This window comes from Caballeronia sp. ATUFL_F1_KS39 (assembly GCF_023630985.1).
Lineage (GTDB): Bacteria > Pseudomonadota > Gammaproteobacteria > Burkholderiales > Burkholderiaceae > Caballeronia > Caballeronia zhejiangensis.
Genome location: NZ_JALQDZ010000004.1, coordinates 122,273 through 137,524, shown reverse-complemented (window position 1 = coordinate 137,524; position 15,252 = coordinate 122,273). Strand labels below are relative to the sequence as shown.

The 15,252-nt window shown below is 63.9% G+C and carries 14 protein-coding genes; 10 read left to right on the top strand and 4 right to left on the bottom strand.

Features of this window, described 5'->3' with window-relative positions; all coding sequences use genetic code 11:
* Nucleotides 1-66: 66 nt before the first annotated feature.
* Nucleotides 67-1,527, bottom strand: a complete 1,461-nt coding sequence (gene zwf, locus NCR93_RS04140) for a glucose-6-phosphate dehydrogenase (RefSeq protein ID WP_008350831.1) — start codon at nt 1,525-1,527, stop codon at nt 67-69.
* 586 nt (nt 1,528-2,113) lie between these two features.
* Between zwf and NCR93_RS04135 the strand changes: the two genes are divergently transcribed.
* From NCR93_RS04135 to NCR93_RS04110, 6 genes are all read left to right on the top strand, one after another.
* Complete coding sequence (locus NCR93_RS04135) at nt 2,114-3,367, top strand: ABC transporter substrate-binding protein (protein ID WP_008350833.1); 1,254 nt, start codon at nt 2,114-2,116, stop codon at nt 3,365-3,367.
* 255 nt (nt 3,368-3,622) lie between these two features.
* A complete protein-coding gene (locus NCR93_RS04130) occupies nt 3,623-4,480 on the top strand; it encodes a carbohydrate ABC transporter permease (RefSeq protein WP_235366287.1) in 858 nt (285 codons plus the stop codon).
* The gene (locus tag NCR93_RS04125; protein ID WP_008350838.1) at nt 4,470-5,327 is read left to right on the top strand and encodes a carbohydrate ABC transporter permease; all 858 of its coding nucleotides are present in this window, start codon (nt 4,470-4,472) and stop codon (nt 5,325-5,327) included. Before NCR93_RS04130 ends, NCR93_RS04125 begins: the two co-directional genes overlap by 11 nt.
* Before the next feature lie 30 nt (nt 5,328-5,357).
* Nucleotides 5,358-6,476 (top strand): ABC transporter ATP-binding protein, encoded by a 1,119-nt coding sequence (locus tag NCR93_RS04120; RefSeq protein ID WP_008350840.1) that lies wholly within the window; start codon nt 5,358-5,360, stop codon nt 6,474-6,476.
* Between the two features lie 106 nt (nt 6,477-6,582).
* Nucleotides 6,583-8,694, top strand: coding sequence for a prolyl oligopeptidase family serine peptidase (locus NCR93_RS04115; RefSeq protein ID WP_034471316.1), 2,112 nt, complete (start codon nt 6,583-6,585; stop codon nt 8,692-8,694).
* Nucleotides 8,695-8,783: 89 nt separating this feature from the next.
* Nucleotides 8,784-8,990 (top strand): hypothetical protein, encoded by a 207-nt coding sequence (locus NCR93_RS04110; RefSeq protein WP_175981805.1) that lies wholly within the window; start codon nt 8,784-8,786, stop codon nt 8,988-8,990.
* 428 nt (nt 8,991-9,418) lie between these two features.
* On the opposite strand, the gene NCR93_RS04105 is transcribed toward NCR93_RS04110, so the two are convergent.
* The gene (locus NCR93_RS04105) at nt 9,419-10,630 is read right to left on the bottom strand and encodes a Bcr/CflA family multidrug efflux MFS transporter (protein ID WP_008350845.1); all 1,212 of its coding nucleotides are present in this window, start codon (nt 10,628-10,630) and stop codon (nt 9,419-9,421) included.
* Between the two features lie 146 nt (nt 10,631-10,776).
* Between NCR93_RS04105 and NCR93_RS04100 the strand changes: the two genes are divergently transcribed.
* From NCR93_RS04100 to NCR93_RS04085, 4 genes are all read left to right on the top strand, one after another.
* Nucleotides 10,777-11,229 carry a hypothetical protein gene (locus NCR93_RS04100; RefSeq protein WP_008350847.1) on the top strand — a complete coding sequence of 151 codons (453 nt, stop codon included), beginning with the start codon at nt 10,777-10,779 and terminating at the stop codon, nt 11,227-11,229.
* 154 nt (nt 11,230-11,383) lie between these two features.
* Nucleotides 11,384-12,667, top strand: coding sequence for a glutamate-1-semialdehyde 2,1-aminomutase (gene hemL, locus NCR93_RS04095; RefSeq protein ID WP_175981803.1), 1,284 nt, complete (start codon nt 11,384-11,386; stop codon nt 12,665-12,667).
* An 18-nt stretch (nt 12,668-12,685) separates the two neighbouring features.
* On the top strand, nt 12,686-13,798 hold the full coding sequence (gene ribD / locus NCR93_RS04090) for a bifunctional diaminohydroxyphosphoribosylaminopyrimidine deaminase/5-amino-6-(5-phosphoribosylamino)uracil reductase RibD (RefSeq protein ID WP_034471322.1): 1,113 nt from the start codon (nt 12,686-12,688) through the stop codon (nt 13,796-13,798).
* A gap of 28 nt (nt 13,799-13,826) precedes the next feature.
* A complete protein-coding gene (locus NCR93_RS04085; protein ID WP_175981801.1) occupies nt 13,827-14,441 on the top strand; it encodes a riboflavin synthase in 615 nt (204 codons plus the stop codon).
* Between the two features lie 19 nt (nt 14,442-14,460).
* On the opposite strand, the gene NCR93_RS04080 is transcribed toward NCR93_RS04085, so the two are convergent.
* The gene (locus tag NCR93_RS04080) at nt 14,461-14,865 is read right to left on the bottom strand and encodes a hypothetical protein (RefSeq protein WP_008350857.1); all 405 of its coding nucleotides are present in this window, start codon (nt 14,863-14,865) and stop codon (nt 14,461-14,463) included.
* Nucleotides 14,858-15,193, bottom strand: coding sequence for a type II toxin-antitoxin system Phd/YefM family antitoxin (locus NCR93_RS04075; RefSeq protein WP_372492571.1), 336 nt, complete (start codon nt 15,191-15,193; stop codon nt 14,858-14,860). Before NCR93_RS04075 ends, NCR93_RS04080 begins: the two co-directional genes overlap by 8 nt.
* Nucleotides 15,194-15,252: the final 59 nt, after the last annotated feature.

Below are 15,252 nucleotides of genomic sequence, written 5' to 3'. Positions count from 1 at the left end.
CGAAGCGGTGTCCTGAATCTTCGTGCGCGCCGCGCGCCTCTTGCGGGCTACGTCGGCGTCACTCCCTCAATTCTCTTCTTCCAGCCAGCACGTGCCCGCCTGCGCGAGCATCGCGCTCGATGCCGCCGGTCCCCACGTGCCCGCCGCATACGGCTTCGGCTTGCTGGTCGCCGATGCCCACGCGTTCAGGATCGGCTCGACCCAGCGCCACGCCGCTTCCTGCTCGTCGCGCCGCACGAAAAGCGCGAGGCGGCCGTGAATCACATCGAGCAGAAGCCGCTGATACGCCTCCATCTGTCCTTCCTTGAAGAACTGATCGAACGCGAGATCCAGATGCACGCTCGCGAGGTTCATGCCCTCGCCCGGCTGCTTCGCCAGGCAGTAGAGACGAATCGACTCGTTCGGCTGCAACCGGATCACGAGACGGTTCGCGCCCGCGCGCAATGCGTTCGCGCCGAGCGCCGAATGCGGCACCGCGCGGAAATTCACGACGATCTCCGCGACGCGATCCGCGAGCCGCTTGCCGGTGCGCAGGAAAAACGGCACGCCCGCCCAACGCCAATTCTCGATTTCCACCTTCAGCGCGACGAAAGTTTCCGTCGTGCTGTCGGGGCGCACGCCCGGCTCGGTCACGTACGCGGGCACAGCCGTACCGCGGATCACACCCGCATGATATTGGCCGCGCACCGCGACGCGGCTGATGTCGCGCTCGTCGATGGGCTTGAGCGCGCGCAGCACGCGCAGTTTCTCGTCGCGCACGGAGTCGGAGTCCATCGAGTGCGGCGGCTCCATCGTCACGATGGAAAGCAACTGGAGCAAGTGGTTCTGCACCATGTCGCGCAGCGCGCCCGTATTGTCGTAGAAGTCGCCGCGCGCTTCCACGCCCAGTTCCTCGGCGATCGTGATCTGGATGCTCTCGACCCATTCCCGCCGCCACAGCGGCTCGAAAAGCGCGTTGCCGAAGCGCAGCGCGAGCAGGTTCTGCACCGGCTCCTTGCCGAGATAGTGATCGATCCGATAGATCTGCTCTTCCTGGAAGATTTCGCCGACGGCGTCGTTGATCGCGTTCGACGACTTCAGGTCGTAGCCGAGCGGCTTTTCGAGCACGATGCGCGCGTTCTGGTTCAGGCCGACATCGGCCAGCGCCCGGCAGATCGGCACGAACAGCGACGGCCCCGTCGCCAGATAGAAGACGCGCGTGCCGTCGAACCGGGCGAGCGCGTCGCGCAAGACGACGAAGTCCTCCGGACGTCCCAGGTCAAGCCCGACGTACTCGAAGCGCTCGATGAAGCTCTGCCACGCGGCTTCATCGATGCCGTTCTTCGCTACATGCGGCTTCACGTGATCCTCGACCCACGCGCGGTATTCCTCTTGCTGCTTGGCCTCGCGCGCGACCGAGACGATTCTGCCCGCCGGATTGAGCATGCCCGCGCGATGCGCCTCGAAGAGCGCGGGAAGAATCTTGCGCATGGAGAGGTCGCCGGTGCCGCCGAAGAGTACGAAGGTGAAGTTCGAGTCGCTTTGCATGAGTCTCTACGTGGGTTCGAGAGCGGATGTGAGTCGAATCGGGGCGAGTCGCCCGGGTGACTACGGATGACAGCGTAGTCCGATAAAATTTTTTTTGACACTGAATTGTAGTTTAACTACAATCCAAATCAAGAGGAAATGTCATCTACAGAAAATTGCCAAAGTCAATCAGACAAGTCTGGTGACGAGCTTTTTTACAGATGATCGTTCTGAGCGCATGTTAACGGAGCGCGCGGCGCGCCGCTTTCCACGGAAAGCGCCCCTTGCGGCTCACGATCGTTCAGGCCTCGCGCCTCGCCGTCGAGTGCGTCTTTCGGGGCAACGCTCGAACGAACGGGTAAAAATCAAAAGAGGAGACAGCCGTTGCGATTCAACCCACTCATCTCTTGAGCGCCGTGCGGCCGACTATCGGTCTGCCGGCCCGGCACGTCGCGTCCGTCGTGACTCGCGCCTGCCGCATCCCCGCCGACACCGCCGATCCCCGGCCATCCAGTTTCGCCGTTTTTTCGACCACCGCTTCTTAGCCATGCTTCTGGCTGCATCGGGAGCCAATCGTTTCTTGTCAGGTGTCTGGAGGAGATAAACAATGAAAGTCCGTAAGCTCATGGGCGCGCTGTGCGCCGCAGGTCTTCTGTGCGGCGCGACGGCGTCGGCGGTTCAGGCTGCCGAGGCCGTTTCCGTGTTGCACTGGTGGACGTCCGGCGGCGAATCCAAGGCTGTCGGCGTGCTCAAGGACGACATGACGAAGCAGGGTTACACCTGGAAGGACTTCGCTGTCGCGGGCGGTGCGGGCGCGGCCGCGATGACCGCGCTGAAGACGCAGGTCATCTCGGGCAACGCGCCGTCGGCGGCGCAGATCAAGGGTCCGCTGATCCAGGAATGGGCCGAGCAAGGCGTCCTCGTGCCGATCGATTCCGTCGCGGGCGACTGGAAAAAGAACCTGCCGCCGGAAATCGACAAGATCATCCACGCCGACGGCCACTACGTCGCCGCGCCCTTCTCGGTGCATCGCGTGAACTGGCTGTACATCAACAAGGCCGCGCTCGACAAGGCGGGCGGCAAGGTCCCGACCAACTGGAACGAGTTCTTCCAGGTCGCCGACAAGATGAAGGCCGCGGGCATCATGCCGATCGCGATGGGCGGCCAGCCGTGGCAGGACCTGACGCTGTGGGAAGACGTCGTGCTGTCGCAGGGCGCGGACTTCTACAAGAAGGCGATCGTCGATCTCGATCAGAAGACCTTGACCTCGGACAAGATGGTTCAGGTCTTCGACACGGTCCGCAAGATCCAGGGCTACTTCGATAGCGGCCGCACGGGCCGCGACTGGAACCTCGCGACCGCGATGGTCATCAACGGCAAGGCCGGCATGCAGTTCATGGGCGACTGGGCGAAGGGCGAATTCGCCGGCGCCGGCAAGAAGGCGGGCACGGACTACGTGTGCGCGCCGGTGCCGGGCACGGAGAAGGCCTACACGTTCAACGTCGACTCGTTCGTGTTCTTCCAGCAGAAGGGCCAGAAGGCCGCGACGCCGGGCCAGCTCGCGCTCGCGAAGACCATCATGACGCCGGAATTCCAGGAGCAGTTCAGTCTGAACAAGGGGTCGATCCCGGTGCGTCTCGGCGTCCCGATGGATAAGTTCGACGACTGCGCGAAGAAGTCCTACGCTGATGAACAGACGGCGATCAAATCGGGCGGCTATGTTCCGTCGCTCGCGCACGGCATGGCTCAGGGCGATGCCGTCGCCGGCGCGATGACCGACGTCGTGACGAAGTTCATGAATTCGTCGCAGGATTCGAAGAGCGCGGTTGCCGCACTCGCGAACGCCGCCAAGACGAAGTAAGGCCGCATCCGCCCGGCGCGTGTGCGAAAGGCATGCGCCGGGCGGGGCAAGACAGAGCAGGACTGCATCTGTAACGTCGCAACATTTCAGCGCCAGCAGGCATTCGCCACAGAAGCGCCAGTCAGTGCACCTAAACGCACGAAAAGCGCCGGCGCATCTTCCAGGAGTCGAGTCGTGACTGCCTCCATCGCCGCGGACAAGAAACCGCAAAACCCGCCCCGTCGCGCGTCACCGACGGCGGCGCTCGCCGATCGCATGATTCCGAAGCTGGTGCTCGCTCCCAGCGTCGTGATCGCGCTCGTTTTCGTGTACGGCTTCATCGCCATTACCGGGTATCTGTCGCTTTCCGAATCGCGGCTCATGCCGCGCTACGATTTCGCGGGCTTCGACCGCTACAAACAGCTTTTCGCCAACGATGTCTGGTGGACTTCCGCCGCCAACCTCGGCTGGTTCGGCATTCCGTTCATCGGGATTTGCGTGTTCCTCGGCCTTTTCCTTGCGATCCTTCTCGACCAGAAGATCCGCAACGAAGGTGCATTGCGCGCGGTCTTCCTCTATCCGATGGCGCTTTCGTTCATCGTGACCGGCACCGCGTGGCAGTGGATTCTGAATCCCGGCCTCGGTCTGGAGAAAGTGTTTCATGACTGGGGCTGGACGAGTTTCTCGTTCAACTGGCTCGGCGACCCGGACAAGGCGATTTTCTGCGTCGTGATCGCCGCGGTGTGGCAATCGACGGGCTTCGTGATGGCGCTCTTCCTCGCCGGTCTGCGCGGCGTCGACGGCGAAATTTTCAAGGCCGCGCAAGTCGATGGCGCGACGCTGCCGACCATCTACCGCAAGATCGTGATTCCGAGCATGCGCCCGGTGTTCTTCTCCGTGCTGCTGATCCTCTGCCACATCACGATCAAGACCTTCGACCTCGTCGTCGCGTTGACGGCGGGCGGTCCGGGCACGTCGTCGTCGCTGCCGGCAATCTTCATGTACACGTTCTCGTTCAATCGCGGGCAACTGGGCGTGGGCGCCGCATCGTCGATGATGATGCTCGCCACCGTCGTCGCCGTGCTCGTGCCGCTCATGTATCTCGAATCGAGGAGCACCCGCAATGCAGCCTAAGATGACCCTGAGCCGCGCCGTCATCTACGCGGTGCTCATACTTTTCGCGCTCTACTTCCTGTTCCCGATCTACGTGATGCTGTCGACGTCGTTCAAGGATCTCGACCAGCTTCGCACGGGCAATCTGCTCACGCCGCCGACGCACTTCACGTTCGCGCCGTGGGTCAAAGCGTGGCAGGAAGCGTGTACCGGCGTGCGCTGCGACGGCATGGAGCCGTTCTTCATGAACTCGGTCCGCATGGTGATCCCCGCCGTGCTGATCTCGTCGTTCATCGGCGCGTTCAACGGCTACGTGCTCACGCACTGGCGCTTCCGCGGCGCGGACGCCATCTTCACGATGCTGCTCGTCGGCTGCTTCATCCCCTTCCAGGCGATCCTTCTTCCCATGGCGCGTCTGCAGGGCTTTCTCGGCCTTTCGAACACGACGACCGGCCTCGTGCTCGTGCATGTGATCTACGGTATCGCGTTCACGACGATGTTCTTCCGCAACTTCTACGTGAGCATTCCGGCCGAGCTCGTGAAGGCGGCGCGCATCGACGGCGCGGGTTTCTTCACCATTTTCACGAAGATTCTGCTGCCGGTGTCGCTGCCGATCTTCATGGTGTGCCTGATCTGGCAATTCACGCAGATCTGGAACGACTTCCTGTTCGGTATCGTGTTTTCGGGCGTGGATTCCATGCCGATCACGGTGGCGCTGAACAACCTCGTGAACACATCGACGGGCGTGAAGGAATACAACGTCGACATGGCCGGCGCGATCATCGCCGCATTGCCGACGATCCTCGTCTACATGATCGCGGGACGTTATTTCGTGCGCGGGCTGACGGCCGGCGCGGTGAAGGGTTAAACGAGCAGTATCGAGAGATAGAGGATTCACATGGCAAGCCTTTCCATCCGTGACGTGTACAAGACCTACCCGAACGGGGTGCCGGTTCTCAAGGGCGTCAATATCGATATCGAGGACGGTCAGTTCCTGATCCTCGTCGGCGGCTCGGGCTGCGGCAAGTCGACCCTGCTGAACATGATCGCGGGTCTGGAGACCGTGACCCGTGGCGACATCATGATCGACGGCAAGACGGTCAACGACCTCTCGCCGAAGGACCGCGATATCGCGATGGTGTTCCAGTCCTACGCGCTCTACCCTTCGATGAGCGTGCGCGACAACATCTCGTTCGGTCTCAACATTCGCAAGGTGCCGAAGGACGAGCAGAAGAAGATCGTCGATCGCGTGTCGGAGACGCTGCAGATCGGTCATCTGCTCGATCGCAAGCCGGGGCAACTGTCGGGCGGGCAGCGTCAGCGCGTCGCGATGGGCCGCGCGCTCGCACGCGATCCGGTGATGTTCCTGTTCGACGAGCCGCTTTCGAACCTCGACGCGAAGCTGCGCATCGAAATGCGTTCGGAGATCAAGCTCTTGCATCAGCGCCTCGGCACGACGATCGTCTACGTGACGCACGATCAGATCGAAGCGATGACGCTCGGCGATCGCATCGCGGTGATGAAGGACGGCATCGTGCAGCAGTTCGGCGCGCCGCAGGAGATTTACGATTCGCCGTCGAATCTGTTCGTCGCGGGCTTTATCGGCGCGCCGCCGATGAACTTCATCACGGGCAAGCTCGTCGAGTCGGGTTCGGGCGTCGGTTTGCAACTCGATACGGGCGTCACGCAGAAGGTGCTGAATCTGCCGTTCGATGCGGGTCGTTTGCGCAGCAAGGTCGGGCAGGATGTGATTCTGGGCCTGCGTCCGGAGCGCATCACCGATTCGCGCAGCGCGCACGATGTGTCGGATGCGAGCCTGCAGCCGGTCGACGTGCGCGTCGACGTGATCGAGCCGACCGGCCCGGACACGCTCGTGTTCGCGCAGGTGAACGGCAAGCGCGTCGTGTCGCGCGTGCACCCTGCGAGCAATCCGCAGCCGATGACGAACATGACCCTGCTGTTCGATGTGTCGAAGGCCGTGCTGTTCGATCCGCAGACGGAAGAGCGGCTGGCTTGAGTCTGCCTGGTCGTTGAAGTTGAAAGCCGCGCTGATGCGCGGCTTTTTCATTGCGCCGCCATAACAGGCACAATCGGCGTTTTGCCTTTCGAAGCTCCGATTCCGCATGACCATCCTCGATCAGAATCCCGAACTCGCCTGGCCGCCCTCCGACGGCCCCGATCCCTTCATCGGCCTCGAAGCGCTCGACGACGCCCGCGTGCAGTCGTGGATCGACGCCCAGAACCGCCGCACCGAAGCCGCGTTCGGCAACACGCCCGACGCGCGCGCCCTCGCCGGCCGGCTCGAAAAGGCGTACACGTCGAAAGACCGCATCGTCGCCTGTTCGCGTTACGGCGACTGGGGCTACAACACATGGCAGGACGACGCGCATCCGCTCGGCATCGTACGCCGCACGCCGTGGTCTGCGTGGCTCGAAGGCAAGCCCGCATGGGAAACGATCCTCGACGTCGACGCGCTCGACCTGAACACCGACGCGGTGGGCGACACACGCTGGGCCCTCGCCGACTTCGACATGCTCTATCCCGACTACGATCGCGCGCTCGTGAGCCTGTCGCCGGGCGGCTCGGACGCGTGCATGGTGCGCGAGTTCGAGATCGCGTCGAAAACGTTCGTCGCGGATGGCTTCGCATTGCCCGATGTCGGCAAGCACGACATCTCGTGGATCGATCGCGACACCGTGTACGTCGGCTGGGACGACAGCAAGACGAACCCGAGCCCCGCGCTGACGACATCCGGATTTCCACGGCAGGCGCGTCGCTGGAAGCGCGGCACGCCGCTCGCGGATGCGCCCGTCGTGTTCGAAGGCAATCGGCGCGACGTGTCGGCGGGCGTGGACTACGATCCGATCGAGAAGCTGCATCTCGCGTCGCGCGCGGTCACGTTCTACGACACGCTCAACTACTGGCTCGACGAAACCGCCAACGAATGGCGCCAGTACGATCTGCCGTCGCACGCGGAAATCGAGCACTGGAACGGCTGGCTCTTCGTCACGCCGCGCAAGTTCTGGAACGCGGGCGGGCGCCGCTACGCGCCCGGCACGCTGACCGTCATCCGCCGCGACGCGTTTCTCGCCGGCTCGCGCCGGTTCACGGCGCTTTTCACGCCGTCGGAACGCCTCGTCCTCGCGGGCATCGACTTCACGAAGCAGTTCCTCATCGTTTCGCAGATGGATGACGGCACGCCGCGCGTCACGCTGCTGCGCCCGGACGCGAATCCCGATGACGCATGGCAGGCGCGCGAATTCGCGCTGCCGGAAGCGAGCCAGTCATGGGTCGATTCGATCGACAGCGAACGCGACGACACCGTGCTCATCCACGTCGAGCATTTTCTGTTGCCGCCGTCGCTCTATCACGCCGATCTCGCCAGCGACGCGCCCTGGCGACTGCTCGCGCGCCTTCCCGCGCAATTCGACGCAACCGGTCTCGCCGCCGTGCGCCGCCACGCGATCGCGCCGGACGGCGAGCGCATTCCTTACTGGCTGATCGGAAGAGACATCGAGACCACCGCCGAACCGCGCCCTTGCCTGCTCTACGGCTACGGCGGCTTCGAAGTCGCGCTCGACCCCGGCTACGACGCAACCACGGGCATCGCGTGGCTCGAACGCGGCGGGCTGTACGCGGTCGCGAATATCCGTGGCGGCGGCGAGTTCGGCCCGGCGTGGCATCAGGCGGCATTGCGCGAGAACCGTCAAATTTCGTTCGATGATTTCACCGCGGTGGCGCAAGCGCTCGTCGATAGCGGCGTCACGACGCCGAAGAAGCTCGCCATTCGGGGCGGCAGCAACGGCGGCCTGCTCACCGGCGCGTGCATGGTCCAACGGCCCGAGCTTTTCGGCGCCGTGCTGTCCGAAGTGCCGCTGCTCGATATGGCGCGCTTTCACTTGCTGTTGCAAGGCGCATCGTGGATCGACGAATACGGCGATCCCGACGACGCCGGCGATCTTCATCATCTGATGGCGTATTCGCCGTATCAGAACGTGAAGGCCGACGTGACGTATCCGCCGGCGCTGTTCACGTCATCGACGAGCGACGACCGCGTGCATCCCGGCCACGCGCGCAAGATGGCCGCGAAGATGCAGGCGCAAGGCCACGCCGACGTCTGGTATCAGGAGACCGGCGACGGCGGGCACGGCGCGGGCGTCGAACCCGGAGCGGTCGCGCAGGCGGAAGCCGCGGCCTTCACGTTTCTCGCGGCAACGATCGGCCCGCTCGAATAGCAGCACGCGGGGACGTTTCAGTCGATGCCTATCGAGAAGCGCGAACGCAGTCTGCAGGATCTGGACCCTTCGAATGCGCTTCCCGAGTTATGCCGATACCGATCCCGCCGACACGCTTCACGCTCGACCCCGATGCGTTCGCCGCCGCCGGCGAACGCGCCTTCGTCACGTCGAACCTGCATGAGATCGTCGCGCTCTGCGTGATCTCCGATGTCAACGAGGCCACGCTGTCCGCGCTCGCGGCGCGCGGCACTCCTCTCGCGCCGCCCATGCCGACGCTCGCGCGCGCAGTTTAGGCGAACATCGGTTTCACGGCGCGCAACAGCGCGTTTCGGCCGTCACGCGGCCTTGCCCACCGATTCGAATTCCTTCGATATGTCGTCGTTCGACGACGGCCTACACTCGTCTCATTCCTTGATGCAGTCCAGCTTCGTCGACAAGGCTGAAACGGCAACGAGGAATAACCGAATCGACACGAACCCGATCAGGAAGCACCTTTGACCCAGGCACCACTGATCGCTCATCTGGAGAACATGCCTATTGCCCCTGCGACCGAAGCGAGCCGGTAAACAACTTTGACCCAGTAAGTTACCGAATCGACAAACAACTGCGATCGACCCAGGAAGCACCTTTGACCCAGGCACATCTGATTCGAGACCGCAAAAACGAGCATCAAATGTTGAGCCTCGCCACATAGCGAGGCTTTTTTGTTTCTGCGCGCCGTTCAGACCTTCACGGGCGCCGCGTGCGAGCGCAGCACCAGCGTGCGCCCGGCGAATGTCAGCACGCCGCACACGCCTATCACGATGCCCATGCCATGCGGCGAAACATCGTGAAACAAGCCGACGGCGAGACTCGCGAGCGCGCCGAGCGCGAGCTGCATCGCGCCGAAAACCGCGGCGGCCGCGCCCGCGTTGTGCGGATACCGATGCATCAGCTCGGTCGTGCAATTGGCCGACAGCAGTCCGACCACGCCGACCACGAAGAACAGCGTCACGACGATCGACCACAGGCCGCCCAAGCCCGTCAGCGCCACGAACGCGACCGCGAGCGCCGCCGCGACGCTCACGAACGATGCAGCCGAAATCATCTTCATCGCGCCGACGCGGCCGACGAACTTCGTGTTGAGCACATTCCCCGCGATGATGCCGACGATGTTCAGGCCGAACAGCAGCCCGTAATACTGCGGCCTGACGTGGAAGTAATCGATATAGACGAACGGCGTGGCGGTGATGTACGCGAACATCGACGCGAAAGCCATGCCGCCGCACATCATGTGGCCCCAGGTGACGGGATCGGTCAGCAGATGCCCGTAAGCGGCGAACGATTTGCCGACCGCCGCGCTCGCGCGCCTTTCCTTAGGCCATGTCTCCGGCACCCGCAGATACGCCGTCACCGCGCATGTCACGCCGAAGAGCGTCAGCGCGACGAACACGACGCGCCAGCTGCCCAGCAGCAGCAATTGCCCGCCGATCAGCGGCGCGAGCAACGGTCCGATCGACGTGACGATGGACAGCATCGACAGGACGCGTGCCGCGTCGGTCGGCGCGTGGGCGTCGCGGGCGATCGCGCGCGCGAGCACCGACGCCGCGCCCGCGCCGAGCGCCTGCAGGAAGCGCACGAAGACGAGCGCGTCGATGGAAAACGCCGCCGCGCAGCCGATGCTCGCGAGCGCGTACAGCGCGATGCCGCCGAGCAGGACGGGGCGGCGGCCATAGGCGTCGGACATCGGACCGTAGAGCAGCATGCCGAACGAGAAGCCGAACATGAAGCTCGTCAGCGTGCTTTGCGCGGCGGCCGGGCTCGTGCCGAACGCGGCGGCGAGCGACGGCAGGCTCGGCAGATACATGTCGATCGACAGCGGGCCGCACGCGGCGAGCGCGCCGAGCAGAAGGATCAAACGGCCATCGGGCCGGCGCCGGGTGGTGTCGGACATGGGGTTCGGGAGACGGGGAAGCGTTGAGGCCGCGCGGCATCCTTACCGCGCAAGGAGCAAACATTGTACGCGAGCCCTTGCCGCGATCCGGCCCCGGTCGCGACGCTGCGTTAAGCTCATCGCTCTCTTCTCGTCCGACCGAACCCATGACCGCCTTTCTGCTGATCTGGAGCCCAAAGAAATGGCCGTGGCCCGACTTGCCCGAGTTCGCGCGGCGCGTCGCCGCAGGCGATGCCGTTGCCGACGTATGGGGCTGCGGCACCGCGCGCGGACTCTTGCCGGGCGACCGGGTCTTCGTGCATCGCGTGTCGCAGGAACCCAGGGGCGTGTTCGCGTCGGGCTGGGTGACGCGCGCGCCGTACGAAGTGCCGGATGCCGGAGCCAAGCGCGGCTATCGGCTGTGCATCGACTTCGTTTATGACTGGCTCGTCGATGCGCGCGAGCAGGTCGTCGTCACGCGCGACGAATTGCGCGCGCATCCGTTCTCCGTGCAGACGTGGGACGCGCAGATGTCCGGCACGCTCATCAAGCCGATCGCCGAGGGCGCGCTGGAAAAACTGTGGGCCGCACGCACCGGACGGCGCTCGATGCGACCCTAGCCGGACACGGTTGCATTGCAACGACTCCGGTACAATTTCAGCATCGTTTTTCGCGCCGGACGGCGCGTTTCGCGCGCCGTGCAGACGTTGCAGCGGCAGCCGGGCGCGTGTCCTCGCGACTCCCGCATCCACTTTTCAGTGCAGGCTTCCATCCATGTCCAAGAATCAAGCTCTCTTCGAACGCGCGCAGCGAACCATTCCCGGCGGCGTGAACTCGCCGGTGCGGGCGTTCCGCTCGGTCGGCGGCACGCCGCGCTTCATCGAGCGCGCAGAAGGCGCGTATTTCTGGGATGCGGATGGCAAGCGCTATATCGACTACATCGGCTCGTGGGGCCCGATGATTCTCGGCCATGTCCATCCGGAAGTGCTCGGCGCCGTACAACGCGTGCTCGCGAACGGCTTCTCGTTCGGCGCGCCGACCGAAGCCGAAATCGAAATCGCCGAGGAAATCTGCAAGCTCGTGCCGTCGATCGAACAGGTGCGGATGGTGTCATCCGGCACCGAAGCGACGATGAGCGCATTGCGCCTCGCGCGCGGCTTCACGAGCCGCAGCCGCATCGTCAAGTTCGAAGGTTGCTATCACGGGCACGCGGACAGCCTGCTCGTCAAAGCCGGCTCCGGTCTGCTCACGTTCGGGAATCCCACTTCCGCCGGCGTGCCCGCCGACATCGCGAAGCACACGACCGTGCTCGAGTACAACAACGTCGAGCAATTGAACGAGGCGTTCAAGGCGTTCGGGCCGGAAATCGCGTCGGTGATCGTCGAGCCGGTCGCGGGCAACATGAATCTCGTGCGCGCGACGCCCGAGTTTCTCAACGCGCTGCGCGAACGCTGCAACGAATACGGCTCCGTGCTGATCTTCGACGAAGTCATGTGCGGCTTTCGCGTGGCGCTCGGCGGCGCGCAGCAGGTCTACGGCATCAAGCCCGATCTCACCTGTCTCGGCAAGGTCATCGGCGGCGGCATGCCGGCGGCCGCGTTCGGTGGACGCCGCGACATCATGGCTCATCTCGCGCCGCTCGGCGGCGTCTATCAGGCGGGCACGCTGTCGGGCAATCCGATCGCGGTGGCCGCGGGCCTGAAGACGCTGCAACTGATCCAGCGTCCCGGTTTCTACGACGATCTCGCCAAGCAGACGCGCAAGCTCGTCGACGGCCTCACCGGCGCCGCCCGCGACGCGAAGGTGCCCTTCTCCGCCGATTCGATCGGCGGCATGTTCGGCCTGTATTTCATGGACAGCGTGCCGGGCAGCTTCGCGCAGATCCAGCAAGGCGACACGAGGCGCTTCAATGCGTTCTTTCACGCGATGCTCGATGCCGGCGTGTACTTCGCGCCGTCCGCGTTCGAAGCGGGCTTCGTGTCGAGCGCGCACGACGACGCGATCATCGACGCGACGATCGACGCGGCGCGCGGCGCGTTCGCGTCGCTCGCCGCCTGACGTTTCCGGGCCGCGCCGATGTTCTCGCAAACCGACTTCACGCACATGGAGCGCGCGCTCGCGCTCGCCTCGAAGGGCATGTACACGACGACGCCGAATCCGCGCGTCGGCTGCGTACTCGTCAAGAACGGCGAAGTGATCGGCATGGGCTACACGCAGCCGGCCGGCCAGGATCACGCCGAAGTGCAGGCGCTGAAGGACGCCCGTTCGCGCGGCAAGGATCCGCGCGGCGCGACCGCGTATGTGTCGCTGGAACCGTGCAGTCACTTCGGCCGCACGCCGCCGTGCGCGCATGCGCTCATCGATGCGCGCGTCGAGAAAGTAATCGCCGCGATGGAAGATCCGAACCCGTCGGTGTCCGGCCGCGGCTTGACGATGCTGCGCGACGCCGGCATCGACGTGCGTTGCGGACTGCTCGCGAACGAGGCGCACGAGATGAACATCGGCTTCGTGTCGCGTATGACGCGCCGCCGTCCGTGGGTGCGAATGAAGGTTGCGGCCACGCTGGACGGCCGTACCGGTTTGCCGACGGGCGAGAGTCAGTGGATCACGGGCGAAGACGCGCGCGCCGACGGCCACGCGTGGCGCGCCCGCGCCTGCGCGATTCTCACGGGAATCGGCACGGTGCGCGAGGACGATCCGCAACTGACCGTGCGCGCGGTCGACACGCCGCGCCAGCCGCAACGCGTGCTGATCGACAGCCGGCTGGATGTGCCGATGCACGCGCGCATCCTCGACGGCGCGCCGCCCTGGATTTTCCATTCCGCCGACGCCGATCCGGCGCGCATCGACGCGTTGCGCGAGAAAGGCGCGGATCTGATCGAGCTGTCGAACGAGTACGGCAAGGTCGATCTGCCCGCGATGCTCACGGCGCTCGCCGATCGCGGAATCAACGAATTGCATGTCGAAGCGGGCCACAAGCTGAACGGCTCGCTGCTGCGCGAAGGCTGCGTCGACGAACTGCTGATCTATCTCGCGCCGAGCCTGCTCGGCAGCGCGCCCGGCATGTTCGACTTCGCGCCGCCCGACACGCTGGATGCGCGGCCGCATCTGAAATTTCATCGCATCGACCGGCTCGGCGACGATCTGCGCATACTTGCGCGTTTTGCCGAAGCCAACGTGGCGAGCTGACCCAGCACCGAATCGAGGAATCCGACCGATGTTCACAGGAATTGTCGCGGCCGTGGGCCGAATCGAAAAAGTCACGCCGCTCGGTGCCGAGCCGGAAGCGGGCGTGCGTCTGACGGTCGCCGCGGGCGATCTCGATCTCGCCGACGTCGAGCTCGGCGACAGCATCGCGATTCAGGGCGCGTGCATGACGGTTGTCGAGAAATCGGCCGGCACGTTCGACGTCGAAGTGTCGCGCGAGAGTCTCAACAAGACCGTCGGACTCGGCGATGCGGGCGCCGGCGTGAATCTGGAAAAGGCGTTGCGCGCGCACGACCGGCTTGGCGGGCACCTCGTATCCGGTCACGTCGATGGGCTGGGCGTCGTGTCGAAGTTCGAGCCGGTGGGCGAATCGCACGAATTGCGCATCGTGGCGCCGAAGGATATCGGCAAGTATCTGGCTTACAAGGGCTCGGTGACGGTGAACGGGGTGAGCCTCACGGTGAATTCCGTCAGCGACAGCGCCGACGGCTGCGAGTTTTCCATCAATCTGATTCCGCATACCGTCGAAGTGACGACGCTCAAGGCGCTTGCCAAAGGCGCGAAGGTCAATCTGGAGATCGATCTGATCGCGCGGTATGTGGAGCGGATGATGAGTGCGGGGTGAATGCTCGCGTTGTCCTGACCTAGCGCTCCGGACCCCACAGATCCCTGAATTCGGAGGAAGTCTCTTTCATGCGCCGGAGCGACAAGAAAGTGATCGTGTCACCGGACAACAGATAGAGCAGCACGTAGTCATCGAACAGATGTTCGTGTAGCTCGCCTTGATGAGGCGCGCCCGACTTCGTGACGTCCACGATCTCCTCGATCGTCAGCAAAGCATCGACCGTATCCGGCTTCGAATTGAGAAGGCGTCGTCCAAGAGCCGGAAAGCGCCGAAGCACCGGCACGACCTTCTTTTCGATCGCCTCGACTAGCCGAAGGAAGCTTTCAGGCCGGTCAACGCGGTTCCAGTAGCGCTCGATATCCGTAAGTCGGGCATTGAATTCGCTCGAGATTCGGATGGTCGCGCGCTTGCGTTCATCATTCACGGTCCGACTCTCCGTCATCGGTTCGCGGCGCTCCCAGACGCGCTTTCAGACGGATGAAGTACTCGTCGGCATCTTCCGTTTCGTTCTTGTCGAGGCTCTTCAGAGCGGTCAACGCGTCGTTCAGCAGCACCAGATGAATGCGGGACCTCTCCATGCGGTAGAACGCTTCGAGCTTTTCCGCGCTGATCAACGCGGCATAGCTTTCTCCGTTCTTCGTGATGATCTTTTCATTGCCGCCGCGAACCTCGTCGACGAGTTCAGAGAGATTTGCACGCGCCTGAGAGAGCGGAATGATGTCCCTTGCCCTATAAGCCATGTTCGGCCCCATTAAGTTTAATGTACACAACATTGTACAAAACCCATCCGCTTTAAAGTTACAGTGAGGAC